The following is a 23,046-nucleotide window of genomic DNA, read 5'->3' as shown; positions in this document are numbered from 1 at the left end:
CGGCCCTTCGCGGGTAAACCCGCTCCTACAAGGTTACGCCCCCCTGTAGGAGCGGGTTCACCCGCGAAGGGCTGCAAAGCAGCCCCAATTCACAACAATTACGCCAGACTCTTGCTCACAACCTCATACACATCACTGGACAACTCACCCGAAGCCAGAATCCGCTCCAGCTCACCCTTCATCAGCGCCTGACGCGCATCGTCATACTTGCGCCAGCGGGTCAGCGGCGCCAGTTGCCGCGAGGCAATCTGCGGATTCAGCGCATTCAGCTCGATCACCAGGTCCGCCAGGAAGCGATACCCGGAGCCATCGGCAGCATGGAAGTTGACCAGGTTCTGCCCGGCAAAGGCACCGATCAGCGCACGCACCTTGTTCGGGTTCTTCAGGGTAAAGGCCGGGTGCTGCATCAACGCCTTGACCCGCGCCAGCCCGCCCGGCAGCGTGCTGGCCGCCTGCACGCTGAACCATTGGTCCATGACCAGCGGGTTGTCCTTGAAGTGCTCGGCAAATGCCGCCAGCGCTTTGGCGCGCTCGGCCTCGAACGGCGAGTTGACCAGTACCGCCAGCGCGGTAAGGCGCTCGGTCATGTTGTCGCAGTGCTCGAACTGCTCCAGGGTCGCGTCCAGCACCTGTTGCTTGCCACTCTGCATCAGGTACGACAGCGCGATGTTCTGCAGGCTGCGGCGGGCAAAGTGCTCGGCCGAGGCCACATAGGCAGTGCTGCGCGACACTGCACGGTGGGCCTGGTAACGCGCCCACAGGGCGTCGAACAGGTGTTCGGCGATCTGCTGGCGTGCGAACTCGCGGGCGGCGTGGATGGCGTCGACGTCGGCCACCTGGCTGATCTCGGTAAGGTACGCCTCACCTGGCAGCGAGAGCATTTCGGCCACCATGGCCGGGTCCAGCGATTCGTTGCCCAGCACAGTGCCCAGGGCGGTGATCAGGCGCTGGTCGAGCTTCAGGGCTTCACCGCGTTGATGCTGGCCGATCAGTTCCTGCAGTACCTGCACCGACAGCTGCTGGCCCGCTTCCCAGCGGTTGAAGCCGTCGCTGTCGTGCTGCATCAGGAACATCAGCTGGTCGCGGTCATACGGGAAGCTCAGCTTCACCGGGGCGCTGAAGCCACGCAGCAGCGACGGCAGCGGCTTGGCCTGAATGCCCTGGAAGGTGAAGGTTTGCTCGGCCTCGGTCACCGACAGCACGCGGCTGGTCCCTTGAGCGGCCTCTTCGCCCGCCAACTGCAGCGGCAGATCGTTGCCGGCGGCATCCAGCAGGCCCAGCTCCACCGGGATCACGAACGGCAGTTTCTCGGCCTTGTCCGGGGTCTGCGGGCAGCTCTGGCGGAACGTCAGGCTGTAGGTCTGCGCGGCGGCGTCATACGCCTCGCTGACCTCCAGACGCGGGGTACCCGCCTGGCTGTACCAGCGCTTGAACTGGGTAAAGTCGACGCCATTGGCGTCTTCCATGGCCTTGATGAAGTCGTCGGTGGTTACCGCCTGGCCATCGTGACGTTCAAAGTACAGGTCGCTGCCTTTACGGAAGCCTTCGGTACCCAACAGGGTGCGGACCATGCGCACCACTTCGGCGCCCTTCTCGTAGACGGTCAGGGTGTAGAAGTTGGAGATTTCGATGAAGCTGTCCGGGCGCACCGGGTGGGCCATGGGGCCGGCGTCTTCGGCGAACTGGTGGGTGCGCAGGTAGGCGACGTCTTCGATGCGCTTGACCGTGCGCGAGTTCATGTCGGCACTGAACTCGGCATCGCGGAACACCGTGAAGCCTTCCTTCAGCGACAGCTGGAACCAGTCACGGCAGGTGACACGGTTGCCCGACCAGTTGTGGAAATACTCGTGAGCGACCACCCCTTCGACGCGCTGGTGCGCAGCATCGGTGGCGGTTTCGGCGCGGGCCAGCACACAGCTGGAGTTGAAGATGTTCAGGCCCTTGTTTTCCATGGCGCCCATGTTGAAGTCATTGACCGCAACAATCATGAAGATGTCCAGGTCGTACTCGCGGCCATAGACTTCTTCGTCCCAGCGCATGGACTTTTTCAGGCTGACCATGGCGTGGTCGCACTTGTCGATATTCTCGGGCTCGACGTAGATGCGCAGGGTCACCTCACGGCCGGACTGGCGGGTGAAGCTGTCTTCAACGCACCACAGGTCACCGGCCACCAGGGCGAACAGGTAGGCCGGCTTCATGAACGGGTCTTCCCAGGTCGCCCAGTGACGGCCGTCTTCGGCCGGGCCGCTGCCGATCGGGTTGCCGTTCGACAGCAAGACCGGGTAGCGATGCTGCTCGGCGATGACCGTGGTGGTGAAGGTGCTCATCACGTCCGGGCGGTCGAGGTAGTAGGTAATCTTGCGGAAGCCCTCGGCCTCGCACTGGGTGCAGAACATCTTGCCCGACTTGTACAGGCCTTCCAGGGCGGTGTTGCTTTCCGGGTGGATCTTCACGCTGGTGTCGAGGGTGAACCGCTCGGCCTTGGGCTGAATGGTCAGGCTGTCGGCGTCGAGCCGGTAGTCGCCTGGCTGCAATTCCTGGTCATCCAGGGAGGCGCGCAGCAGTTCCAGCTGCTGGCCATCGAGTTCCAGTGGCGGCAGGCCGGCACCGCGTGCCGGGTTGCGGCGCATGACCAGTTGCGCGTGAACCAGCGTGTGGTCCTCGAACAGCTCGAAGGTCAGGTGCGTCTCGTCGATCAGGTACTCCGGCGCCTGGTAATCCTTGAGGTAGATCACTTGCGGTTGTTCGGTACGCATGTGCAGGTCCTTTTTACTGGAGCACGGCCAACTGGTAGGCCGTGTACTTGCGAATATTGATCACACCGGTGTCGAAGATCAGGTACTGGCCCTTGATGCCCAGCAGCGTGCCCTCGGCCACCGGGTCCTTGTCGAGGTTGAAGCTGACAATCTTCTTCGGGTACGCCTCGACCGGGTAGTTCATCTGCACCACTTCGGCGTCCGGCAGCGGCTGGATCGCCTGCAGGCCAAAGCGCCCCTGCAGTTCGCGCAGGCCGTCGGCGCAGGCTTCGAAGACCTGCTCCCGGATGGCCGGCAGGTCGAGCACCTCGGCATCGCCCTTGAGCAGCGCGCGCCAGTTGGTACGGTCCGGCACCTGGCTGCGCAGCACGTCTTCAACCAGGCCCGATTGCTGCCGGGTGGCCACGCGCATGATCGGCAACGCCTGGCTGGCGCCCTGGTCGAGCCAGCGGGTGGGCAGCTGGGTGGCACGGGTGATGCCGACCTTGATCCCCGACGAATTGGCCAGGTAGACGACGTGGTCGGTCATGCAGAACTGTTCGCCCCACGACGGCTCCCGGCAGGTGCCGGCGTCGTAGTGGCATTTTTCCGGGGCCATGATGCACACATCGCACTGGGCCAGCTTGGTCATGCACGGGTAGCAGTAACCCTGGCTGAAGCTGGTCTTGGTGCGCTTGCCGCAATGGCTGCAATGAATGGCGCCGAGGTATTCCAGGCGCAGGCGCTGGCCGATCATGGGGTTGACCGGCACCTGCGTGTCATCCAGGCGGAAGCTGTACTGCACCACCGGTGCCTGCAGGCTTACCGCCATCTTGCTCAACGAGCCACGCGCGAGTTCGATCAATGTACCGAGTCCGACTTGAACAGAATGTTGGCGATGGGCGCGGACTTCGACGCGCATTCCTGAGGGCCCATGTAGCCGGTGCGCTGGTCTTCAGGCAGGTTCTTCATCTCCCAGGCGATGACCGCCTGCAGCGACAGCTCTTTCTGCTCGGCGGTGAGCTTGCGGCCATCGGACCATTTGCCGATTTCCACGGCCAGTTTCAGGCTCTGGTAGATTTCCGGGGTAATGTTTTCAATCATTTGCGCGAAAGTGGACATAGTGTCTCCTGATTCAAGCCGACAGTTTACGCCGGGCCAGCGCCCCACCCAAGAGCCCGGTCAGGCATCCGATGAGCAGCCCGCCGACGTGGGCGGCATTGGCGATCTGGCCAAGGCCGAGCGTGCCGACCACGCCGGTCAGGCATACCACCAGCCAGATCAGCATCATCACCAGCACGCCCTTGGGCAGGTTGAAGTAACGGTCAGGCGCCAGCCACTGGTACAGCCAGATATGCCCGAGCAGGCCGTACAGCACGCCGGACAGACCACCAAACAAGCTCGGCCCACTGGTGTAGTGCTGGGCCAGGTTGGACACCAGGCTGAACAGCAGGGTCAGGCCCAGCAACGCCCACGGGCCCTGGCGCAGTTCGATGCGTTTGCCCAGCTCCCAGTACCACAGGCTGTTCATGGCCAGGTGCAGCACGCCGAAATGCAGCAGCATGGGTGATACCAGGCGCCACCACTGGCCTTCATCCAGGGTTTGCGCCAGCGAGGTGAAGTACAGGTAGTCGCCCTGGACACGGAAGTCGAGGAAGGTGAACCAGCTGATGGTGGTGAAGTTGTCACCAAGGCCCGTAAGGCCGGCGACGATGAAGCACAGCAGCAGTGTGAGGGTGGTGATTTTGCAGGCCTTGGCCTGGGCTGCCAGAGAAGGCTGTGTGGGGGCATTCGCGGGTGAACCCGCCCCTACAGGTTCGGCGCTGGCCGGCAGGTCGGCGTTGCCGTCGGGGTAGCGCTGGTAAAGCTGCAGCACATCTTCGGCCAGGGTGTCGGGGGCCCAGAGGACCTGGGCATCGCCCTCCTCGCTGACCCGGTGCGGTACCTGCAGGCGTTGCAACAGGTGGACGAAGCCGCTGAGGTCGACCGACAGCGGCAGGCGCATCACTTCGATAATGTTCATTGGTTGGCCTGTGGGCGGTCGACGTCGACCCAGACGAACTTGTGTGGGTCTATACGGGTTTCATCATCCAGCCGGTAGGCGACCAGCTTGCCGTAGAGCACGGCGCTGTAGTCCAGGCAGGCCAGGTTGGCGCGGATCGGTGCCGGTCGGCCGCTGCGCCAGTAATGCCCGACGAACAGCATCGGCTGGTCTTCGTCATAACGCAGCAAGGCGTTCTTCTGGCTGTGGCTGAGCGGGGTGCTGGCCACTTCCTCGGGCAGGGCATCGGGCTGGAACACGATGTCACCGTAGGTTTTCGGGTCTTCTTCCCAGAACTTGGTGCGGAAGAACGCGCGGGTCAGGCCGTCGCCGCCGGTCAGCGTCAGCCCGTCCGGCAGGCGCATGTCGGTACCGCGCAACAGGCGGTTGCACACCGTGTCGGCAAAACTGCCACTGACCGCCGAGGCCTGGATGAAGTGCTCATCGATGCGTCCGTCGGGGTATTGCCGGCGCAGCGGCTCGATCAGCCGCGGGTCCCAGCAGGCGTGCACCAGACGGAAGCGCCCTGCGTCGATGAACAGCGGCAGCTGGTAGAACCAGTTGACGAAATCGTGCCAATCGCCGGGGTGTTGGGCAAACTGGGTCAGGGTTTCGTCGATCAGCCGGGCATGCCGCGGCGTGTGTTCGCGGACATAGGCCTTGCCGCTGCCAGGCAGCGCCGGGGTGACCCAGCCCAGGGCATTGTATTCGTGGTTGCCCATGATGCAGAACGCCTGGCCGGCTTCGACCATGCCGTGGACGATGTGCAGCGCCTCACGAATGCGTGGCCCGCGGTCGACGATGTCGCCAAGGAACAGTGCCTGACGTCGCGGGTGGCGCCACACGCCAGCCACGCGCTTGTATCCGAGGGCGTCGAGCAGGCGTTCAAGGGTCAGTGCACAGCCGTGCACGTCGCCGATGATGTCAAAACTTCGCGCCGGATCGAGCATCAGTCGTCACTGCTCCCCAGGCGGCTGCCCCAACCCAGTTTGGTGCGGCAGACCTCGTAGTAATTGTGGTCCAGCGGGTGGATCAGGCGCAGCTTTTGCGGCTTTTTGCTGACCGTGATGGTGTCGCCGGGGGCGCACGTGAAGTGGTTCTGGCCGTCACAGGACACCTGCGGGTAGATCTGCAGGTCCTTGGACACCACGATCTTCAGCTCGCTGTTGCCGTCAACCACGATCGGCCGGCCCGACAAGGTGTGCGGGTACATCGGCACGATGACGATGGCATCGAGCTTGGGGTGCATGATCGGGCCACCGGCCGACAGCGCATAGGCGGTGGAGCCGGTGGGGGTGGCGACGATCAGGCCGTCGGCCTTCTGGCTGCAGACGAACTGGCCGTCGATGTAGATCTCGAACTCGATCATGCGCGTGGACTTGCCCGGGTGCAGCACCACGTCGTTCAGCGCATCGCCCTGGCCGATGGCCTCGTGGTGGCGACGCACCTCGGCCTGCAGCAGGAAACGGTTTTCTACCAGGTAGTGGCCGTCGAGCACTTCGGCGACCTTCTGTTCCAGCTCGTCGGGGCGGATGTCGGTGAGAAAACCCAGGTTGCCACGGTTGATACCCAGCACCGGAATGTTGTGCCGGGCCAGCGCGCGGGCAGCGCCCAGCAGGCTGCCGTCGCCGCCGACCACGATGACCAGGTCGCAGACCTCGCCCAGCAGCTTGCGGGTGGACGTCTGCAAGCCATGGCCGGGCAGCACTTCGGCAATGGTGTCCTCGAGGATCACGTGCAGGTGGCGATCGAGGAGGAATTTTTTCAGTCGGCGAATGGTGTCGAGCACCTGCGAGCTGCCAAGGCGACCGATGATACCGATATTGCGAAATTGCTCCATGGGGCTCCTGCGAGGCTCTGCGGCGGGTGACGATGCGCCGATTATGGGCGAAACCACCGGGCAGCGGCAAACCGGCTATGCTCGCAGGATGACGCCATTCGCCCAGCTTCACGACCTGCCCCGACAACTGCAGCACTCTACCGTGCGTGACCTGGCATGGGCCCTGTTGTCGCCGCCCCTGCTCAGCGCCCCGCCCTGCCCCCAGCGACACCCGCTGGCGGGCAGCCTGTGGGCGCAGCAGCCACAACGCCTTGAACAATGGTTGCGGGCCCTGGATGCCGATGACCGACCGTTGCGCGAGTGGCTGGCGCAATTGGGCAGCCGGCGCCTGGGGCATTACTACGAACGCCTGTGGCAATTTGCCCTGGGCCAGGCGCCAGGCATCGAGCTGCTGGCCGCCAACCTGGCGATTCGCGACGGCGGGCGCACCTTGGGCGAGCTCGACGTGGTGTTGCGCGACTGCGACGGCGTGCACCACCTGGAACTGGCGATCAAGCTGTACCTGGGCCCGGAAGGCGCCGGGCACGATCCCCATGCCTGGCTGGGGCCAGGTTGCCATGACCGGCTGGGGACCAAGCTTGCGCACCTGGCGGGGCACCAGTTGCCCATGTCCAAGGGGGCGCACAGCCGTCAGGCGCTGGCCCAGCTAGGGGTGGAGCAGGTGCAGGCGCAAATGTGGCTGGGTGGTTACCTGTTCTATCCACGGCCTGGGCATGCCGAGGCGCCGGAGGGCGCCAACCCGCAACATTTGCGCGGGCGCTGGCTTCGTCGGCGGGACTGGGTGATGGCCGAGGGCGAGCGTTGGCAGCCGCTGCAGCGGCATGCCTGGCTGGCGCCGGCTAGGGTGGCGTCAGGTGAGTGCTGGCAGGCGGAGCAGTTTGCGGCGTGGCTGCATGTGCTGGAGCAGCAGGCACCGGCGCAGTTGCTGGTACGACTGGTGCCTGATGCCGAGGGTGCCTGGCAGGAGGCAGAGCGGGTGTTTTTGGTGGCTGATGACTGGCCGTATCTGCCCGGTAACTGATGTCGCCTGTTCCGGCCCCTTCGCGGGCACGCCCGCTCCCACAGGTACTGCACGGCTTCAAAGACTGTGCAGTACCTGTGGGAGCGGGCGGGCCCGCGAAGAGGCCGGTGGCTGGCAACAGAATTTTCACAGACCCAGCGCAAAGATTCGTTTCTGGTAACCATTACAATGGTACCTGAGCGCCAGCAAGAGCGCCTTTCCGACCTGATGACGAGGACCGATCATGGTTTCATCCAACCCCGCGACCCATTACGCGCGCCTGTCCATCGCCCTGCATTGGCTGATGCTGGTGCTGCTGGCCGCTGTCTATGCGCTCATCGAATTGCGCGGCCTGTTCCCCAAGGACAGCGTCGAACGCAACCTGATGAAGGACCTGCACTTCATGCTCGGGCTCAGCGTGTTCGTGCTGGTCTGGCTGCGTCTGGCCATGCGCCTGAGCCGCCCGACGCCGCCCATCGTGCCAAAACCACCGGCCTGGCAGACTGGCCTGGCGCACCTGATGCACCTGGCACTGTACCTGATGATGATCGGCCTGCCGCTGGCCGGCTGGCTGATCCTCAGCGCCGCCGACAAACCGGTGCCGTTCTTTGGCCTGGAGCTGCCCCATCTGATCGGCCCGAACCCGGACCAGGCCAAGTTCATCAAAGGCTGGCATGAGCGTATTGGCAGCTGGGGCTACTGGCTGATCGGCCTGCATGCACTGGCCGGGCTTTACCACCACTATGTGCAGCGCGACAACACGCTGTTGCGCATGCTGCCTTACAAGTAACCGCGTCGCCCCTGCAGGCCACCTGTGTGTACGAAGATCAGGCGGCTGCCGGGCTTGAACAGCCCGGCAGCGACCTGATCACGCAAGGCCAGCAGAGCCTTGCCGGTATAGAGGGCTTCGAGCGGCACGTCAGTGTGCTGCTCGCAGTCGGCGATAAACGTCAGTAGCGCATCGTCGAATTTTCCGAAACCGCCACGGCAGGCGTCGTGTAGCTGGTAGCCGTGCGTGCCGGCCAGTGCTGCCACCGTCTCCGGCACCCCATGATCCCTGGGTACGGCCAAGGCGCCATGCACGGCATGCGCCCCTGCCTCGGCCATCACCAGGCCGGCCAAGGTAGTCCCCGTTCCGGCAGCCAACCACCAGGCGTCGTAGTCTGACCAGCCCAAGGCCGAGATTTGCGCGCGCGCCTGCTGCATGATCAGCGCGCAGCCCTGCGCACCGGCCAGCCCGCCGCCCCCTTCGGGGATGCAGTGCCAGCCTGGATAGCGCGCCTGCCAGGAAGCCCAAAAGCCTGGCTCGTTGCGCGCACGGTAGCCGCCGTAGCCTAGCCAATGCAGTTTCATGCCCAGCGCCTGCAGGTCACGCACGGTTGGCGTGTCCTGGGCATGGCCGCGTAACAGGCCGACGGTGGCGAAGCCGAAACGCTTGCCGGCAGCGGCCAAGGCGTGCAGGTGGTTGGAATGGTTGCCGCCAAGGCTGATCAGGCCTGGAGCATGGCTGGCGCCGGCCTGTTGCAGGTGGTGGCGTAGCTTGAACCACTTGTTGCCGCTGATCAGCGGGTCAATCAGGTCCAGGCGCAGAATGGCGGCCTGGACCTGGGCTTGCCGCAGCCAGGGCAAGTCCAGAAACTGCAGGGGGGCTGGGGGGAGGTCGAATACATGCATGGATCGCAGTGTACAGGGTAATCCCGCAAGCGCTTGTAATCGATGAGTCACCCCCGCCGAGGCATCACAGTGCCAGGGTGGCTCGACACAGGCATCGATACCCCGGCACAGGCCGTCGTAGGAGCGGGTTCACCCGCGAACACCGGCAAAGCCGGTGCCATCCACCGCGTCACCTGTTTCGCGGGCATGCCCGCTCCCACACGTGCAGGTGTCGGGTTCACGCAGCCCCAACGACCTCAGAGCTCAGCCGCCAACCGCGAGCCTTGGTTGATCGCCCGCTTGGCATCCAGCTCGGCCGCCACATCCGCGCCACCAATCAGGTGCACCGACTGCCCCGCCGCCGCCAGCCCTTCCTGCAGCTCGCGCAGCGGATCTTGCCCGGCACAGATCACCACGTTATCCACCGCCAGCACCTGCGGCTCGCCGCCGTCCACACGAATGTGCAGGCCGGCATCGTCGATAGCCAGATACTCGACGCTGTTGAGCATCTGCACCCCCTTGTTCTTCAACCCGGTGCGGTGAATCCAGCCGGTCGTCTTGCCGAGCCCGTCACCCACCTTGGATTTCTTGCGCTGCAACAGGTACACCTGCCGCGCCGGGGCATGCGGCTCGGCCTTGATCCCGGCCACACCACCTCGCGCCTGAAGGTGGGTATCGATGCCCCACTCTTTCCAGAATGCCGCTCGGTCCTGGCTGGTGGCCACGCCCTCATGTACCAGGTACTCGGACACATCGAAGCCGATACCTCCCGCGCCAATCACGGCCACCGACTTGCCCACAGGCTTGCGCTCGAGCAGCACGTCCAGGTAGCTGAGCACCTTGGCGTGCTCCACGCCCGCAATGGCCGGGGTACGCGGGGCGATGCCGGTAGCCAGGATGATTTCATCAAAGCCGCCGCCCACCAGTGCCTGCACATCCACACGGGTATTCAGGCGCAGGTCGACGCCCGTGCTTTTGACCTTGTTGCGGAAGTAACGCAGCGTTTCGAAGAATTCTTCCTTGCCCGGCACCCGCTTGGCCACGTTGAACTGGCCACCGATCTCGCTGGCGGCGTCAAACAGGGTCACCGCGTGGCCCCGCTCGGCCGCCACGGTGGCCGCCGCCAGGCCAGCCGGGCCGGCGCCGACCACGGCAATGCGCTTCACCGTACGTACAGGCAGGTAGTTGAGTTCGGTCTCGTGGCAGGCACGCGGGTTGACCAGACAGCTGGTCAGTTTGCCGCCGAAGGTGTGGTCCAGGCAGGCCTGGTTGCAGCCGATGCAGGTGTTGATTTCATCCGCGCGACCGGCTGCGGCCTTGTTGACGAAGTCCGGGTCGGCGAGAAACGGTCGGGCCATCGAGACCATGTCCGCATCGCCCTCGGCCAGCACCGCCTCGGCCACCTCCGGGGTGTTGATGCGGTTGGTGGTGATCAGCGGAATGCTCACCACGCCCCGCAACTTGGCGGTGACTTTGCTGAAGGCCGCACGCGGCACTTTGGTGGCGATGGTCGGAATACGCGCCTCGTGCCAACCGATTCCGGTGTTGATCAAGGTAGCGCCGGCCTGCTCGATGGCCTTGGCCAGCAGCTCGATCTCGTCCCAGGTGCTGCCACCCTCGACCAGGTCGAGCATCGACAGGCGGAAGATGATGATGAAGTTCGGCCCTACCGCGCCACGCACCCGGCTGACGATTTCCACTGCCAGGCGCATGCGGTTTTCATAACTGCCGCCCCAGCGGTCGGTGCGGTGGTTGGTGTGGGCGGCCAGGAACTGGTTGATGAAGTAACCTTCCGAACCCATGATTTCGACACCGTCGTAACCGGCACGCTGGGCCAGCACGGCACAATTGACGAAGTCGGCAATCTGCTTCTCGATACCCTCCTCGTCCAGCGCCTTGGGCTTGAACGGGTTGATCGGCGCCTGGATCGCGCTAGGTGCCACCTGGCGTGGGCTGTAGGCGTAGCGCCCGGCATGCAGGATCTGCAGGCAGATCTTGCCACCGGCAGCGTGCACCGCCTCGGTGACGATGCGGTGCTTGTCGGCCTCTTCCTCGGTGCTGAGCTTTGCCGCACCGGAATACACCCCGCCTTCATCATTGGGCGCAATGCCGCCAGTGACCATCAGGCCAACGCCACCGCGGGCGCGCTCGGCAAAGTATGCAGCCATGCGCTCGAAGCCGCCGGGGCGCTCTTCGAGGCCGGTGTGCATCGAGCCCATCAGGGTGCGGTTGCGCAAGGTGGTAAAGCCCAGGTCCAGCGGGGCAAGCAGGTGCGGGTAGCGGTCGGCGGCCATGGAAAGGTCCCCTGATGGCGTGATCACGGATTGCGGGCACCTCACTGGGTGGCGGGCCCCGTCGTTTGTCTGTCAGCGACATTAAACAGCCGTTTGAAAGGGCTCAATGATCGAAACTGACAAGTTATTGATCCTGGCGCACAGCGAGACTGCTGAGGGCTGACGCATAGGCCCGACCGGTATCAATACCCCTACGCTGCCCCCCTTTACTTGCTTGCGGGGCATAGGGGGAGCCTCTTTGCATGCCCGTTCCACCTTGCAACTCATCCCATCGATCGAATCTTTGCGATGTCCTTGCTTGGAGGGGCTCCGAACATCCGGCTGTATTCTCGGCTGAACTGTGACGGGCTCTCATAGCCCACCGTGAACCCGGCCGTGGAAACATCCAGCCCTTCTGAAATCATCAACCTTCGTGCGTGCTGCAGACGCAGTTGTTTCTGGTACTGCAACGGGCTCATCGCGGTGATTGCCTTGAATCGGTGGTGAAGCGTGGAATTACTCAAATTGACATAGCTCGCCAACTCATCGATGTGCAGCGGCTGCGCATAGTTGTTGTTCAACCATTCGATAGCTCTTGTCACCCGGTGGGTCTGGCTGTCGTTGATGGCTATCTCATGTAATCGCTGGCCCTGCTGGCCTTTGAGCAACCGGTAGAATATTTCCCTGAGGGCCAGCGGAGCCAATGCCGGGATATCGGAGGGCACATCCAACAGACGTACCAGTCGCAACATGGCATCAAGCAATGGGGTATCAATCCTGTCCAGATAGAGGCCGCGACGAGATGGCTGGCTGGGTACGCCGATCGGGCTGACGTCGGCAATCAGCTGAGCGATTTCTGCCGGGTCGATATCCAGGCGAATGCAGAAGTAGGGCCTCTCTGGAGAGGCCTCGGTCACTTGCCCAGCCAGAGGCAGTGTCACAGAGACAACCAGATAGTTCAGTTGATCGTAGGTATAGCTTTCATCCCACAACTGGATCTGTTTCCGGCCCTGTACAATTATGCACAATCCCGGTTTATGAACCGTATGGATGACGTCTGTTGGCGTGTCGCTGCGTATGAAATGCAACGGATCAATCGCCGTTTGATAGACGCCGTATGTCGGAGCAAAACGTTGCATCGCTGATGCCAGTTCGGCCCTGAGGCGTGTCAGCTCATCGTCCAGATCACTCACTACCGTTACCTCCCCGTTCGGCTGTCCCGATTGCAGAGGATAGGTGGGTTCGCATCCATTTGGGTAGATGCCGAATGGATCATTTGATCTGCCAAAAGCCCGGTTTTTCCGGGCTTTTGGCGCAGCCCAGGCACATCAGGCATTGATGACTCGGTCCGAACCGTCCTCGGCTACACGCCGGTCGTTGAGTCGGTCTGCACCGTCCTCGGCGACCCGACGGCCATTGAGTCGGTCTGCACCGTCCTCGGCAACCCGACGGCCATTGAGTCGGTCTGCACCGTCCTCGGCGACCCGACGGCCATTGAGTCGATCTGCACCGTCCTCGGCAACCCGACGGCCATTGAGTCGGTCTGCACCGTCCTCGGCAACCCGACGGCCATTGAGTCGGTCTGCACCGTCCTCGACCAGGATTGGTGCACACAGGTATTTGCAAGGTTTATGGGTCCAGTTGCCTTGCTCTTTGGCTGGAAGCGCCATCGAACTTGCGCTCAGAACAGTTAAGGCGACTCCAATCATCATTTTGTTAACATTTTTCATGACAGCGACTCCGAAATTAGCGATGGATTCGTTGCCGGTTGTCAGTGCAATGCGTGACGTTGATGCCTGTATGCTTCCAGGCTTGGTCGCTCTGATGGCCGGCAGCAGCAGTGGGTTCGCTTGCTGCTTGGGCTCAGATTAAGGCGGCGGTAATGAACCCGTTATGGGTTTCCTGCGATGATTTTGCACATTCCTGCGGCGAGGCATCTCGGGGCTCAGGCTTCAGGCAGGAGCAGGCATCCCTTTCCCAGGCTTTGCATAAAGAGCCTAATACAGTTAACCGCTGTTCAACGATTGACATCCAGGACACGCTTGCCGCGGGTATGCCCCCCTGAGCTCAGCGTTATAGCGTCGGTCACCTTGGAAAGTGGCATCACCTCAACCTCGACGCGCAACTTCTCCTCAGCAATCAATTGCGCGATCTGTGCTAACTGGCGCCCGTCCGAACGGGTAGCGAAATGTTTGCCGACAGCGTCGTGTTCAAGCGCCTTCTGCGGGTCGGGTGGGCTGACGGTAGATACAAGTACACCTCCTCGTTTGACAATCGTCCACGAACGGTCTTGCGTTTCTCCTCCTACCAGGTCGAGAACAACATCGATCTCTTCAGCCACGTCTTCGAACCGTTGCGCGGTATAGTCAATGACCTGCTGCGCCCCGAGTGAAAACAGGTAGTCTCGGTTGCCGGCCGAGGCCGTTGTCAATACATAGGCACCGGCCAGGCGAGCCAGCTGTACGGCGAAACTTCCTACACCTCCCGCAGCCCCGTGAATCAACACTGTTTGACCCGACTGTAGGTTGGCGTGTTCATGCAGTGCTTGCCAGGCGGTAAGCGCTGCAGCAGGAATGCCACTGGCGTGGAGGAGCGGCAGGCCGGCGGGCTTATGCGCAAGCCTGTCGGCGGCTACCACGGCCTGAGTCGCGTAGCCACCGACTATGCCTATGAAACCGAATACCTCATCCCCCACAACAAACCCGTGGACATTTTTGCCAACCGCTGCAACGGTACCGGCAACCTCGACCCCCGGCGTATAGGGCAAAGACAACGGGATGAATTGCTTCATTGCCCCTGAGAGGATCTTCCAGTCAATCGGGTTGACTCCACTCCCCGCGACATTGATTAAAACCTGGTCGTCATTGGGCACCAAATCTGGGACATCTTTGAGTTCCAACCCCTGAACCTGACCGTACTGTGCCACTTGGATAGCTTTCATAGTTTTTCCCATTGGTAAGGTGATGATGCCCCAGATGCTCTGTGGTGCTGCACTTCGACTACTGACGACGGGCGTCCAAGCTGAAGCGGCCTGCACCAAAAAAGCCACGGTCTGCAGCAAGCCACCGGCCATCGCGATGTTCTTGAAGAAATGGATGAACTGGGCCTGGTCGGCCAGCGCGCTGTGGAAAATCGCTGCGGTGAGAACACTGAACAACGCCAGTACGACTGCAGCAGTTCGGGTGAGAGTGTGGCTCCATACGCCTTTGCTTAATAGCCGGTTAGTTTCGGCATTTATGTTCGAATAAATAGAAAAGTTGTATCCGGTTCGTGCAGCCCTCAGACAGTCCAGGATCGGGCAAAGGGCTGAGAGGAGTCGCAGATCAATCAAGCAGGATCGTGCATGACTGCCGCAGGAATCACATAACGCTGTTCCCCCCAGGATTTTTACTCTTGCTTCAACACCTGCCGGTCAGCAGGTGCCTCTGAAACCAGTAACAGGAGTGAAAAAAATGCACGGCATCGAACACAAAGTCATCGTGATTACAGGCGCCAGCAGTGGTATCGGCGAAGCCACAGCCCGCCTGCTCGCCAGCAAAGGCGCTCGCGTCGTTCTGGGGGCCCGCCGTACCGACCGCCTTGAAGCCCTGGCCGATGACATTCGTTCAGCAGGCGGTACCGCTGATGTGCTGGCACTGGACGTCACCAGCCTGGACGACATGCAGTCCTTCATCGATTTCGCTGTCGAATTGCATGGTCGCGTCGATGTACTCATCAACAATGCCGGCGTAATGCCTCTCTCGAAACTGGAAGCGTTGAAGGTCAATGAGTGGAACCGGATGATCGACGTGAACATTCGCGGCGTACTGCACGGTATTGCTGCAACGCTGCCGCTCATGCAACAGCAGCGTGCTGGCCAGATCATCAATATCGCCTCAATTGGTGCCTACGCCGTGAGCCCTACCGCTGCGGTGTACTGCGCCACCAAATATGCCGTCCGGGCAATTTCCGAAGGTCTGCGTCAAGAGGTCGGGGGTGATATTCGAGTCACGGTGATTGCACCAGGCGTTACCGAATCGGAGCTGGCCGACAGCATTTCGGATGAAGGCGGACGCGCGGAGATGAGGGAGTTTCGCAAGATCGCGATTCCCGCTGCGGCCATTGCCCGTGCGATTGCCTACGCGGTCGAGCAGCCAGCGGATGTCGACGTCAGCGAGCTGATCGTGCGTCCAACCGCGAGTCCATTCTGATGCTCTATTGACGATAGCGAGGAACAGAGATGGGCAAGCCATATGGAAACCAGAACACATACGTTGGCATGTGGGTGACGGCTGACGGTCGGATCCGCCATGAACTCTTGCCCGGGGGCCGCTACGACGAAGCACGCGGTCGGCAAGCAAGTGCTTACCAGGGCCGCTATTGGTTGGAGGGTGATCACATCGAGTATGTCGATGACACTGGATTTACCGCTGATGGTGAGTTTCGCAACAATGTGTTGTACCACGCCGGGATGGTTTTATACCCCGAACGTTGAAGCGCAAGCCGGAATGGAGACATTCCGGCTTTGTCGTGACTCTGAACCCTGAAAGCCCTGCCGTTGCGTCCAGAGTGTGTTCTCACTGCCGTGACCAGATCAGGTGAAATACACCGCGCGCTGTCCGCCTTGAACCTGTACCTGACCGTACGGCACCCAGGAAGCGAGGCAGCTTTTATCCTGCGTACTCGCCAAGAAAGAGGGAGGACACTATGACCCTGGATGTGACAGAGCGGACTTCTGCCCATGGTTTGGAGGCACACATCCGGGGCAAGCGAATTGCCGCTTCGGACGTGCTGGCCGACCGGGACATCTTGGTGCAGATTTTCAACCGGGAACGTGAGGAAGGTAACTTCATCGTCCCAGCGGTGGCCGAACCCTTGCTGGTCTGGATCATTTCGGGAAACGCTGCCGTACAGGAACGTGAGCTTGGGGGCCAATGGGAAACCAGCGAAGTTGCTAAAGGCGATTTCTTTTTGACCACTTCGGCGCAACCGTATGAGATGCGTTGGAACGTCTCCAGCGCAGACGCCTTTGAAGTCATGCACATCTATCTCGGTGTCCCGCTCCTGGAAAAAGCCATCCATGAAGTAATGGGCGGGCCTGTCGAGGCCGTTCGCCTGCGGGAAGTGTCAGGCGGGCGTGACGAAGGACTGTCGGTACTGCTGGAGCATGTTCGGCTGGAACTCATGGGACGTGGCGCAAGCCCGCTCTATTTGCAGGGTCTGGCCCAATGCATCGCCGTCTACCTTGCCCGCAATTATCTGGATAGCTCAGCGGACGATCGCCCACGCCGCAACGCTCTCCCTGCGTACAAGTTTCGGCGCGTGCTGGCGGCCATGGAAGCCGATCTGGCAAGGGACTTCAATTTAAGGCAGTTGGCCGAGGTTGCCGGGATGAGTGAATGCCACTTCAGCCGAATGTTCAAAAAAGCCGCCGGATATTCACCCTTGCAGTTCTTCATCAGGTTGAGGATGGCTCGGGCCCGGCAGCTTCTCCTCGAGACCGATCAGAGCATCATCGATATAGGCCTGGAGGTTGGGTATAGCAGTCACAGCCATTTCTCACAGGTGTTCAAACGCGAGGTGGGCGTAACGCCCACGCAATACCGCCAATAGGGGAATATGATGCCGTATAGAAGCTCGGCGAACGCATCGGTTTTTGTTACCGACCGCCCAGTGTGCCTTCAAGATCCCTCCAGCCGAACAGCCAGGGGCTCAGCGAAGCGGCAACCGTGCAGCGGCGTTGCGTAAGCGCGAGCGACACCTTAACTGGCCAACGCAGGAATCGGCGCATTCAGGGCAACGGCAGCCCGGACCGGGTCGAAGTACTCACGGATAAAGGCAAGCTTGCCGTCCTTGACACGCACGAAGAGCACATACTCCTGTTCATAGATGCGCCGGGCGTCAGGTTCGACTTTTTCGAATGGTCAGGAGGATCGGGCCTGAGCCTTAAACCGTTCGATCAGCCATTTCGAGGCCGGGCCGGGAGGCGTGTCGGTGCGGTAAATAACATCGAACGCATAATCGCCGCCAAAACAGTCGGGCAGTTCGACTTGCACGAGGCGTCCGGTGGCCAGGTCATCGCGAACCATGTCTATCGGCATGTTGCCCCAGCCGATGCCTTCGCGAAGCAGCATGTGCTTGGCGCCCAAATCCGCCAGGCGCCACGTGCGTGTGCCGATCACCGCGAATTCCTGATCTGCAGTGAGCCGTGAACGATCTGTCAGAACCAGTTGAACATGTGCGCGACCTGAACCCGGCGGGTGTGGACCCGGTTGCGCCAACGGGTGGTCAGGCGCGGCCACCGGAACCAGCGCCACCTTACCTACGCCGATACGTTCAATGCCATCAATGCTTGTGGTCAGAGGGCCACTCACACCCAACGTGGCGCCGCGGTCGAGCACCCGTTGGGTCACTGCGCCAAGCGCCTCTATATGCAGGTGTAGGGATACGGTTGGAAACGTTTCTCGGAAGGCTTTCAGCGCATCGACCATACGCTCGCGAGGCAACATTACGTCAAGCACGAGATGCACTTCGGCTTCCAGGCCATGCAGCAAACCGCGAACCTTGGCGCGCAGCCCGTCAATGCTGCTGTAGATGGTGCGCGCCTCGGCCAGCACTGTCCGGCCGGCGTCGGTCAATTGCGGCTTACGGGTGGTTTTGCGATCAAAAAGGCTGACGCCCAGCTGCAGTTCCAGGTTGGCAATGGAGTAGCTCACCACTGAAGTGGCGCGATGCAACTTGCGCGCTGCTCCAGCAAAACTGCCGACATCGACTACTGCAAGAAATACCCGCAGTTGATCGAGCGTTGGGGTACCCGGGTCTGAAATCATTGCTCTTCTCTCGAACGTTCCGGCTCATATTATCTGAGGTTTGCAGGTAAGCCAGCGGGTCAAAGCCCCGGTGAGCCAGGTGCCCCTGTGTTTACTCCGCTCCTGGATGGCGGGGTTGGCTGGCGATTCAAAGCATGATTTGCGCTTACGGACCGAGAGACTGCATATCGGCGCAAAATCCCGACAGCCTCGGCAAGCTTACGAAAGCCTCTCTCTGCGCGTTGCGCGACAGTAAAGCCGTCCCTTACGGGCTAGAGCCGGCGAATGTCTCCTCGGCTCACAACGCAGGAGAGCATCATGACTACTATCACGCCCAACATTCCCCATGAAGTCGAAGGCAAAGTCGCGCTGGTCACCGGCGCCGCCAGTGGCATCGGCAAGGCAATTGCGCTTTTGCTGCATGCACGTGGCGCCAAGGTCGTTGCCGAAGATATCGACCCTGCCGTAGAAGACCTCGCACGTCCAGGGCTGGTCCCACTGGTGGCGGACATCAGCGAAGATGGCGCTGCAGAACGTGCCGTCGGCCTTGCCGTCGAGCGGTTCGGCCGGCTGGACATCCTGGTGAATAACGCCGGGATCATCATCAACAAACTGGTCATCGACATGACCCGCGAAGACTGGGAGCGCATCCAGGCGGTTAATACCACCGCGGCCTTTCTGCATTGCCGCGAGGCAGTCAAGGCAATGATGCCTAACAAGTCCGGCGCAATCGTCAATATCGCCTCCTATGCCGCCTACTTCGCCTTTCCAACCATCGCGGCCTACACCGCCTCCAAGGGTGCGCTGGCACAGCTGACCCGTACGCTGGCACTCGAAGCCATCGAGTACGGTATCCGCGTCAATGCCATCGGCGTCGGCGACGTGGTCACCAACATCCTCAATGACGTGGTCGAAGACGGTCCTGGCTTTCTTGCCAAGCACGGCGAAGCGGCCCCCATCGGCCGTGCCGCACAGCCGGAAGAAATTGCCGAGCTCGTCGCGTTTCTCGCGTCCGAACGGGCCAGCTTCATGGTCGGTTCGGTTGTCATGGCCGACGGCGGCATGACCGTGACCGCCGGTTGATCGGTCTATCACCCATAAAGGAGCCCATAGCATGCTCACAAAGCTCGCGTTCTTCACCGCACGCCCCGGGCAAAGCGGTGCCCTCGGCCAGCGCCTGTTGGCGCTGGTCGGCCCCACACGGCAGGAGCCTGGCTGCGTCCGTTACGACATCTACCAATCGGGCGACTCGGTCGAGGGTTGGCTCGTTTACGAGGACTGGCACTCGTCCGAGGCCTTTGACGGACATCTGCAGACACCTTATGTGCAGGCCTTCATGACCGAACTCGACACGTTCTGCAGCGAGGTCCCCAAGGTCCATACGTTCGAGCGGCGCGCCTAGACGATCAAGCACTGAACCCGACCACTTGCAGGAGGACCCTCCCATGAGTACACAGAACACCTGGCTGGTAACCGGCTGTTCCACCGGTTTTGGCCGCCACATTGCAGCCCATTTGCTTAAGCAAGGCGAGCGCGTGGTTGTCACCGCACGCAAGACCGAACAGGTGCGGGATCTCGCCAGCCTCGGCCAATCGCTGGTACTGCCACTGGATGTAACCGATGCCGAACAGGCCAAGGCCGTGGTGGCTGAAGCTGAACGCGTATTCGGCAGGGTGGATGTACTGGTCAACAACGCCGGTATCGGTTACTTCGCCGCTGTCGAGGAAACAGACCCGCAGGCGGCGCGCCGCCTGTTCGACGTTAACTTCTTCGGCACCTCCCATATGATCCAGGCAGTGCTGCCCGGCATGCGCCAGCGGCGTCAGGGCATGATCGTGAACCTGACCTCCATAGGTGGGCTCGCGGGCTTCTCCGCAGTAGGCTACTACTGCGCGAGCAAGTTCGCTGTCGAGGGGTTATCGGAAACCTTGCGTGCTGAGCTTGAGCCCCTGGGGATCGGTGTCATGACGGTCGAGCCCAGCGCATTTCGCACCGAATGGGCAGGCTCATCGGGTGAAGTGCCGGAACCGATAGCGGATTACGAGGTTACCGCAGGTAAGGCGCGCCGTGCCTACCACGCTTCGGTCGGCAAGCAGGAGGGGGACCCGGCCCGTGCAGCTGCGGCGATTCATACTGCGGTTACTTCGCCTCAGCCACCACACCGCCTGCTGCTGGGCAACAGAGCATTCGATGTGGCGATGGCCAAGCTGTCCGCCATGCGTACGGAGTTCAGCCTCTGGGAAGCCACCGCTCGCGGCGTCGATTTTCCAGCGTCCCAGGGTTGAGAACCAGCGGCTCGCTTCCCGAGCCGCCATCCAAACGAACTGGCGGATTGCCTGTACGGCAATTCATGTTGTGTTGAGCGCTGAAGCTGAAGATGTTCTCCAAAGCGCGAGCGAGCGGCTGCCCGCCCTCAAGGTGAGGTCAGGATCACCACGTAATGGCCTTGGGTCAGCGGCTCGCCGCGCCCGTCGACCAGCCTGTAGGCCTGGTCGACCGTGGCCCCCTGATCGACGCGTACCGCCAGCGCCGGCAGTGCCTGGCCGTCCACGCCCTCAATGCCGATGACGCTGTCACGCGCCAGCGCCGGACAGTCATCCATACGCCAACCGGCACTGCCCACGGTAGTCGTGCAGGACGGCTCGACGATGCTGCCAGTGAACTGCAGCATGCCCGAGGCGACGACGGCGCCTGCCTGGGCCTGACCGACCAGGGCCAGACTCATTGCAACACTCAATGCGAATCGCTTGCCGCTCATGGTTTCCACTCCCCGATACCCACGTTTGAGCCTATCGGATGAGCAGTGACCGGGCCGTCTGCGCGCGTGAGGCAGTTCACAAAGCAGGCATTTAAACCACGCGGCAATTTAAGAAACGTCTCAAAGCCGGGGGCGGCCCAGCTGTCTAGGATGCCCAGGCCCTGCCCAGTCAACCTCACCGGAGCCCTGCCCTGACCATGTCGCGCTTGCTTCATACCCTCTCGCGCCCAGCCATGGCGGCGCTGGTCCTGATGGGCCTGGCGTCCGGTGCCTGGGGCCAGCTCAAAGTCGAGGGCACACGCCTCATTTACCCAGGCTCGAACAAGGAAGCAAGCATCAGCGTGGTCAATCGCAGCGACCTCGACACCGTCATGCAAAGCTGGGTCAGCAGTACCGACGAACGCGCCGATGCGCCCTTCGCCATCGTCCAACCGTTGGCATTGATACCGCCCAACGGCCGGCACATGCTGCGGGTGCTGTACGCCGGCAAGGGCCTGCCCGAGGACAGGGAGTCACTGTTCTGGCTGAACATCCTCGAGATCCCGCGCAAACCCGAACAGGCCAATACCCTGCAATTCGCCGTTCGCCAGCGCCTGAAGCTGTTCTACCGCCCCGCCGGCCTGCCAGGCTCGGCCAGCGAGGCGGTCGAGGGGCTGGCATGGCGCGCACGTCAGCCTGGCCTGATCGAAGTCAGCAACCCGAGTGCCTTTCATGTTTCGCTGGTCAACCTCCAGCTCGACAGCCCCGGGCAGTCGCGCCAGCTTGCGGACTACGTCCTCCTGCGCCCGGGGGCATCGCTCACCCTCGAGGCGCCCTCGCCCCTGCCCGCGCAAAGTCGCGTGGCGTTCAGCGAACTCACCGATATCGGCCTGCAGAAGCGCCACCACATCGCGCTGCCGTGAACACACCGCCACAGGATACCCACTCATGAACCTGATCCGGAAACACTTGCTTGGCCTGCTTTTCGTCGCCGCCAGCTGCCCCGCCACCAGCTATGCGCTGTCCTGCAAGCTGGACCCGTCCATGGCGACGGTATTCAAGGAGGCACTGGGCACTGCACTGGCGGTACCGGCCGACGCGCCCGACGGCACGATCATCTGGGAGTCGGCACCACACTCGCTTCCGGTCATCTGCGCCGACGACTATGAAACCGGCATCAAGGAAGATGTCTATTTCTATGTCAACCCGGCCAAAGCCAGTATAGGCAAGGGCATACGGGTCGGGATTCGCTACGGCTCGCAGAAAATCACTCAGACTTCGGGCGCCGTCACCACTGGCTACAACTCGTTTCATGGTTGCGACTGGGCGAACTGTACAGGCTGGTACAAGGCCCGCTTCACCCTGAACTTTACGGTGTTCATCGAAAAGTACGGCGCAACGCCAACCAACGGACAAGCCAGCACGCTCAGCGAATACCGGGTATTTCAGCTGGACGGCGGGTACATGCTCAACCCCAAACCCGACAGCAACCTCAACTATGTCGTCACCGGCATGAACAACATCCGCTTCGTGCCTTGCTCTCCCGAGTTGACCATCTTGCCTTCGGTGGTCAATTTCCGCCGTGCCCTGGCCAGCTCGGCACAGGTCGGCCAGGTCGCCAGCTCGGCCAGTTTCAGCCTCGACCTGACCAGATCCTGCGACACGCCCTACACCGTCAGCGCCCGCTTCACCCCGGTCGCTGGCAGCGCCAGCGTCATCGACAAGCTGCTGGTGCCCGCCAACAACACCTCCGTCGGCATTGCCCTGACCCAGCAGGACAGCAACCAGCCGGTGCCTTTCGCCACCTGGTTCAAGCTGGCCGACCTGGCTGCGCCGGGCGTGATCCACAACCCGTTCCGCGCCGACCTGATCTGGCGCTCGGCGCCCATTTCCGGTCCGTTCGAAGCCACGGCGCTGGTCGACCTGTACTACCAGTAAAACCTTCGGCCAGGCGGCCTTTAAGGATCGTCTGATGTCCA

General features: G+C 62.0%; 23 protein-coding genes. 10 read left to right on the top strand and 13 right to left on the bottom strand.

The features are described from left to right. Nucleotides 1–98: 98 nt before the first annotated feature. Genes pepN through I8746_RS20685 form a run of 6 tightly spaced genes read right to left on the bottom strand, consistent with a single transcriptional unit; the run spans nucleotide 99 to nucleotide 6,616 of the window. A complete protein-coding gene (pepN, locus tag I8746_RS20710) occupies nucleotides 99–2,756 on the bottom strand; it encodes an aminopeptidase N (RefSeq protein ID WP_221101029.1) in 2,658 nt (885 codons plus the stop codon). A gap of 13 nt (nucleotides 2,757–2,769) precedes the next feature. Next, entirely contained in the window at nucleotides 2,770–3,600 is an 831-nt protein-coding gene (locus I8746_RS20705; protein WP_003247225.1) for a DUF2797 domain-containing protein, read from the bottom strand. Next, nucleotides 3,597–3,857 carry a YeaC family protein gene (locus I8746_RS20700; protein WP_003247224.1) on the bottom strand — a complete coding sequence of 87 codons (261 nt, stop codon included), beginning with the start codon at nucleotides 3,855–3,857 and terminating at the stop codon, nucleotides 3,597–3,599. Before I8746_RS20700 ends, I8746_RS20705 begins: the two co-directional genes overlap by 4 nt. A 13-nt stretch (nucleotides 3,858–3,870) precedes the next feature. After that, nucleotides 3,871–4,758: a rhomboid family intramembrane serine protease gene (locus I8746_RS20695; RefSeq protein WP_012053241.1), complete on the bottom strand. Its 888-nt coding sequence runs from the start codon at nucleotides 4,756–4,758 to the stop codon at nucleotides 3,871–3,873. Then, the gene (locus I8746_RS20690; RefSeq protein WP_143494777.1) at nucleotides 4,755–5,726 is read right to left on the bottom strand and encodes a metallophosphoesterase; all 972 of its coding nucleotides are present in this window, start codon (nucleotides 5,724–5,726) and stop codon (nucleotides 4,755–4,757) included. The genes I8746_RS20695 and I8746_RS20690 overlap by 4 nt, the downstream gene beginning before the upstream one ends. Next, a complete protein-coding gene (locus I8746_RS20685; protein ID WP_003247220.1) occupies nucleotides 5,726–6,616 on the bottom strand; it encodes an NAD(+) kinase in 891 nt (296 codons plus the stop codon). The genes I8746_RS20690 and I8746_RS20685 overlap by 1 nt, the downstream gene beginning before the upstream one ends. Between I8746_RS20685 and I8746_RS20680 the strand changes: the two genes are divergently transcribed. Together I8746_RS20680 and I8746_RS20675 are read left to right on the top strand one after the other, a co-directional pair. After that, entirely contained in the window at nucleotides 6,615–7,637 is a 1,023-nt protein-coding gene (locus I8746_RS20680) for a DUF1853 family protein (RefSeq protein WP_121783843.1), read from the top strand. The two genes, I8746_RS20685 and I8746_RS20680, sit on opposite strands and share 2 nt — an antisense overlap. Nucleotides 7,638–7,860: 223 nt before the next feature. Further along, nucleotides 7,861–8,406 (top strand): cytochrome b, encoded by a 546-nt coding sequence (locus I8746_RS20675; protein ID WP_003247218.1) that lies wholly within the window; start codon nucleotides 7,861–7,863, stop codon nucleotides 8,404–8,406. On the opposite strand, the gene I8746_RS20670 is transcribed toward I8746_RS20675, so the two are convergent. From I8746_RS20670 to I8746_RS20650, 5 genes are all read right to left on the bottom strand, one after another. Next, a complete protein-coding gene (locus I8746_RS20670) occupies nucleotides 8,397–9,290 on the bottom strand; it encodes a 1-aminocyclopropane-1-carboxylate deaminase/D-cysteine desulfhydrase (RefSeq protein WP_014754022.1) in 894 nt (297 codons plus the stop codon). The two genes, I8746_RS20675 and I8746_RS20670, sit on opposite strands and share 10 nt — an antisense overlap. Nucleotides 9,291–9,526: 236 nt before the next feature. Further along, nucleotides 9,527–11,563, bottom strand: coding sequence for an NADPH-dependent 2,4-dienoyl-CoA reductase (locus I8746_RS20665; RefSeq protein WP_004577419.1), 2,037 nt, complete (start codon nucleotides 11,561–11,563; stop codon nucleotides 9,527–9,529). A 263-nt stretch (nucleotides 11,564–11,826) separates the two neighbouring features. Next, nucleotides 11,827–12,735 carry an AraC family transcriptional regulator gene (locus tag I8746_RS20660; protein WP_014754024.1) on the bottom strand — a complete coding sequence of 303 codons (909 nt, stop codon included), beginning with the start codon at nucleotides 12,733–12,735 and terminating at the stop codon, nucleotides 11,827–11,829. A 135-nt stretch (nucleotides 12,736–12,870) separates the two neighbouring features. Then, the gene (locus I8746_RS20655) at nucleotides 12,871–13,212 is read right to left on the bottom strand and encodes a hypothetical protein (RefSeq protein WP_306299048.1); all 342 of its coding nucleotides are present in this window, start codon (nucleotides 13,210–13,212) and stop codon (nucleotides 12,871–12,873) included. 347 nt (nucleotides 13,213–13,559) lie between these two features. Continuing rightward, on the bottom strand, nucleotides 13,560–14,483 hold the full coding sequence (locus I8746_RS20650; RefSeq protein WP_029611774.1) for an NADP-dependent oxidoreductase: 924 nt from the start codon (nucleotides 14,481–14,483) through the stop codon (nucleotides 13,560–13,562). A gap of 511 nt (nucleotides 14,484–14,994) precedes the next feature. Between I8746_RS20650 and I8746_RS20645 the strand changes: the two genes are divergently transcribed. From I8746_RS20645 to I8746_RS20635, 3 genes are all read left to right on the top strand, one after another. Next, nucleotides 14,995–15,732, top strand: a complete 738-nt coding sequence (locus I8746_RS20645) for an SDR family oxidoreductase (protein ID WP_017147827.1) — start codon at nucleotides 14,995–14,997, stop codon at nucleotides 15,730–15,732. 29 nt (nucleotides 15,733–15,761) lie between these two features. Next, nucleotides 15,762–16,016, top strand: a complete 255-nt coding sequence (locus I8746_RS20640; RefSeq protein WP_014754027.1) for an Atu4866 domain-containing protein — start codon at nucleotides 15,762–15,764, stop codon at nucleotides 16,014–16,016. Between the two features lie 212 nt (nucleotides 16,017–16,228). After that, entirely contained in the window at nucleotides 16,229–17,134 is a 906-nt protein-coding gene (locus I8746_RS20635) for an AraC family transcriptional regulator (protein WP_012053250.1), read from the top strand. A gap of 311 nt (nucleotides 17,135–17,445) precedes the next feature. Here I8746_RS20635 and I8746_RS20630 read toward each other — a convergent pair whose 3' ends face one another. After that, a complete protein-coding gene (locus I8746_RS20630) occupies nucleotides 17,446–18,351 on the bottom strand; it encodes a LysR family transcriptional regulator (RefSeq protein WP_012053252.1) in 906 nt (301 codons plus the stop codon). A gap of 297 nt (nucleotides 18,352–18,648) precedes the next feature. Between I8746_RS20630 and I8746_RS20625 the strand changes: the two genes are divergently transcribed. The 3 genes from I8746_RS20625 to I8746_RS20615 are packed head-to-tail and all read left to right on the top strand — an operon-like array spanning nucleotide 18,649 to nucleotide 20,615. After that, nucleotides 18,649–19,413 carry an SDR family NAD(P)-dependent oxidoreductase gene (locus tag I8746_RS20625; RefSeq protein WP_014859533.1) on the top strand — a complete coding sequence of 255 codons (765 nt, stop codon included), beginning with the start codon at nucleotides 18,649–18,651 and terminating at the stop codon, nucleotides 19,411–19,413. Nucleotides 19,414–19,444: 31 nt separating this feature from the next. After that, nucleotides 19,445–19,732, top strand: a complete 288-nt coding sequence (locus tag I8746_RS20620) for a putative quinol monooxygenase (RefSeq protein ID WP_012053254.1) — start codon at nucleotides 19,445–19,447, stop codon at nucleotides 19,730–19,732. Nucleotides 19,733–19,775: 43 nt separating this feature from the next. Then, entirely contained in the window at nucleotides 19,776–20,615 is an 840-nt protein-coding gene (locus I8746_RS20615) for an oxidoreductase (RefSeq protein WP_221101028.1), read from the top strand. A 128-nt stretch (nucleotides 20,616–20,743) separates the two neighbouring features. Here the strand turns inward: I8746_RS20615 and I8746_RS20610 are convergent, their stop codons facing one another. Continuing rightward, nucleotides 20,744–21,088 carry a hypothetical protein gene (locus I8746_RS20610; RefSeq protein ID WP_029611775.1) on the bottom strand — a complete coding sequence of 115 codons (345 nt, stop codon included), beginning with the start codon at nucleotides 21,086–21,088 and terminating at the stop codon, nucleotides 20,744–20,746. A 197-nt stretch (nucleotides 21,089–21,285) separates the two neighbouring features. Here I8746_RS20610 and I8746_RS20605 point away from each other — a divergent pair, with 197 nt between their 5' ends. Together I8746_RS20605 and I8746_RS20600 are read left to right on the top strand one after the other, a co-directional pair. Next, complete coding sequence (locus tag I8746_RS20605; RefSeq protein WP_014859530.1) at nucleotides 21,286–21,990, top strand: molecular chaperone; 705 nt, start codon at nucleotides 21,286–21,288, stop codon at nucleotides 21,988–21,990. Between the two features lie 25 nt (nucleotides 21,991–22,015). Further along, nucleotides 22,016–23,005 (top strand): fimbrial protein, encoded by a 990-nt coding sequence (locus tag I8746_RS20600; protein WP_012053258.1) that lies wholly within the window; start codon nucleotides 22,016–22,018, stop codon nucleotides 23,003–23,005. Nucleotides 23,006–23,046 lie beyond the last annotated feature (41 nt).

Source organism: Pseudomonas sp. USTB-Z, from assembly GCF_019691255.1.
Taxonomy (GTDB): Bacteria; Pseudomonadota; Gammaproteobacteria; order Pseudomonadales; family Pseudomonadaceae; genus Aquipseudomonas; species Aquipseudomonas alloputida.
The sequence above is the reverse complement of the archived record's forward strand: the minus strand, read 5'-3'. Positions and strand labels throughout refer to the sequence as shown.

Coding starts and splice junctions, on each gene's coding strand:
- I8746_RS20675 (WP_003247218.1), top strand. CDS start 7,861: ATGGTTTCATCCAACCCCGCGACCCATTACGCGCGCCTGTCCATCGCC.
- pepN (WP_221101029.1), bottom strand. CDS start 2,756: ATGCGTACCGAACAACCGCAAGTGATCTACCTCAAGGATTACCAGGCG.
- I8746_RS20665 (WP_004577419.1), bottom strand. CDS start 11,563: ATGGCCGCCGACCGCTACCCGCACCTGCTTGCCCCGCTGGACCTGGGC.
- I8746_RS20685 (WP_003247220.1), bottom strand. CDS start 6,616: ATGGAGCAATTTCGCAATATCGGTATCATCGGTCGCCTTGGCAGCTCG.
- I8746_RS20610 (WP_029611775.1), bottom strand. CDS start 21,088: ATGAGCGGCAAGCGATTCGCATTGAGTGTTGCAATGAGTCTGGCCCTG.
- I8746_RS20605 (WP_014859530.1), top strand. CDS start 21,286: ATGTCGCGCTTGCTTCATACCCTCTCGCGCCCAGCCATGGCGGCGCTG.
- I8746_RS20645 (WP_017147827.1), top strand. CDS start 14,995: ATGCACGGCATCGAACACAAAGTCATCGTGATTACAGGCGCCAGCAGT.
- I8746_RS20620 (WP_012053254.1), top strand. CDS start 19,445: ATGCTCACAAAGCTCGCGTTCTTCACCGCACGCCCCGGGCAAAGCGGT.
- I8746_RS20630 (WP_012053252.1), bottom strand. CDS start 18,351: ATGATTTCAGACCCGGGTACCCCAACGCTCGATCAACTGCGGGTATTT.
- I8746_RS20655 (WP_306299048.1), bottom strand. CDS start 13,212: ATGGCGCTTCCAGCCAAAGAGCAAGGCAACTGGACCCATAAACCTTGC.
- I8746_RS20625 (WP_014859533.1), top strand. CDS start 18,649: ATGACTACTATCACGCCCAACATTCCCCATGAAGTCGAAGGCAAAGTC.
- I8746_RS20650 (WP_029611774.1), bottom strand. CDS start 14,483: ATGAAAGCTATCCAAGTGGCACAGTACGGTCAGGTTCAGGGGTTGGAA.
- I8746_RS20640 (WP_014754027.1), top strand. CDS start 15,762: ATGGGCAAGCCATATGGAAACCAGAACACATACGTTGGCATGTGGGTG.
- I8746_RS20635 (WP_012053250.1), top strand. CDS start 16,229: ATGACCCTGGATGTGACAGAGCGGACTTCTGCCCATGGTTTGGAGGCA.
- I8746_RS20690 (WP_143494777.1), bottom strand. CDS start 5,726: ATGCTCGATCCGGCGCGAAGTTTTGACATCATCGGCGACGTGCACGGC.
- I8746_RS20695 (WP_012053241.1), bottom strand. CDS start 4,758: ATGAACATTATCGAAGTGATGCGCCTGCCGCTGTCGGTCGACCTCAGC.
- I8746_RS20680 (WP_121783843.1), top strand. CDS start 6,615: ATGGGGCTCCTGCGAGGCTCTGCGGCGGGTGACGATGCGCCGATTATG.
- I8746_RS20670 (WP_014754022.1), bottom strand. CDS start 9,290: ATGCATGTATTCGACCTCCCCCCAGCCCCCCTGCAGTTTCTGGACTTG.
- I8746_RS20600 (WP_012053258.1), top strand. CDS start 22,016: ATGAACCTGATCCGGAAACACTTGCTTGGCCTGCTTTTCGTCGCCGCC.
- I8746_RS20700 (WP_003247224.1), bottom strand. CDS start 3,857: ATGTCCACTTTCGCGCAAATGATTGAAAACATTACCCCGGAAATCTAC.
- I8746_RS20615 (WP_221101028.1), top strand. CDS start 19,776: ATGAGTACACAGAACACCTGGCTGGTAACCGGCTGTTCCACCGGTTTT.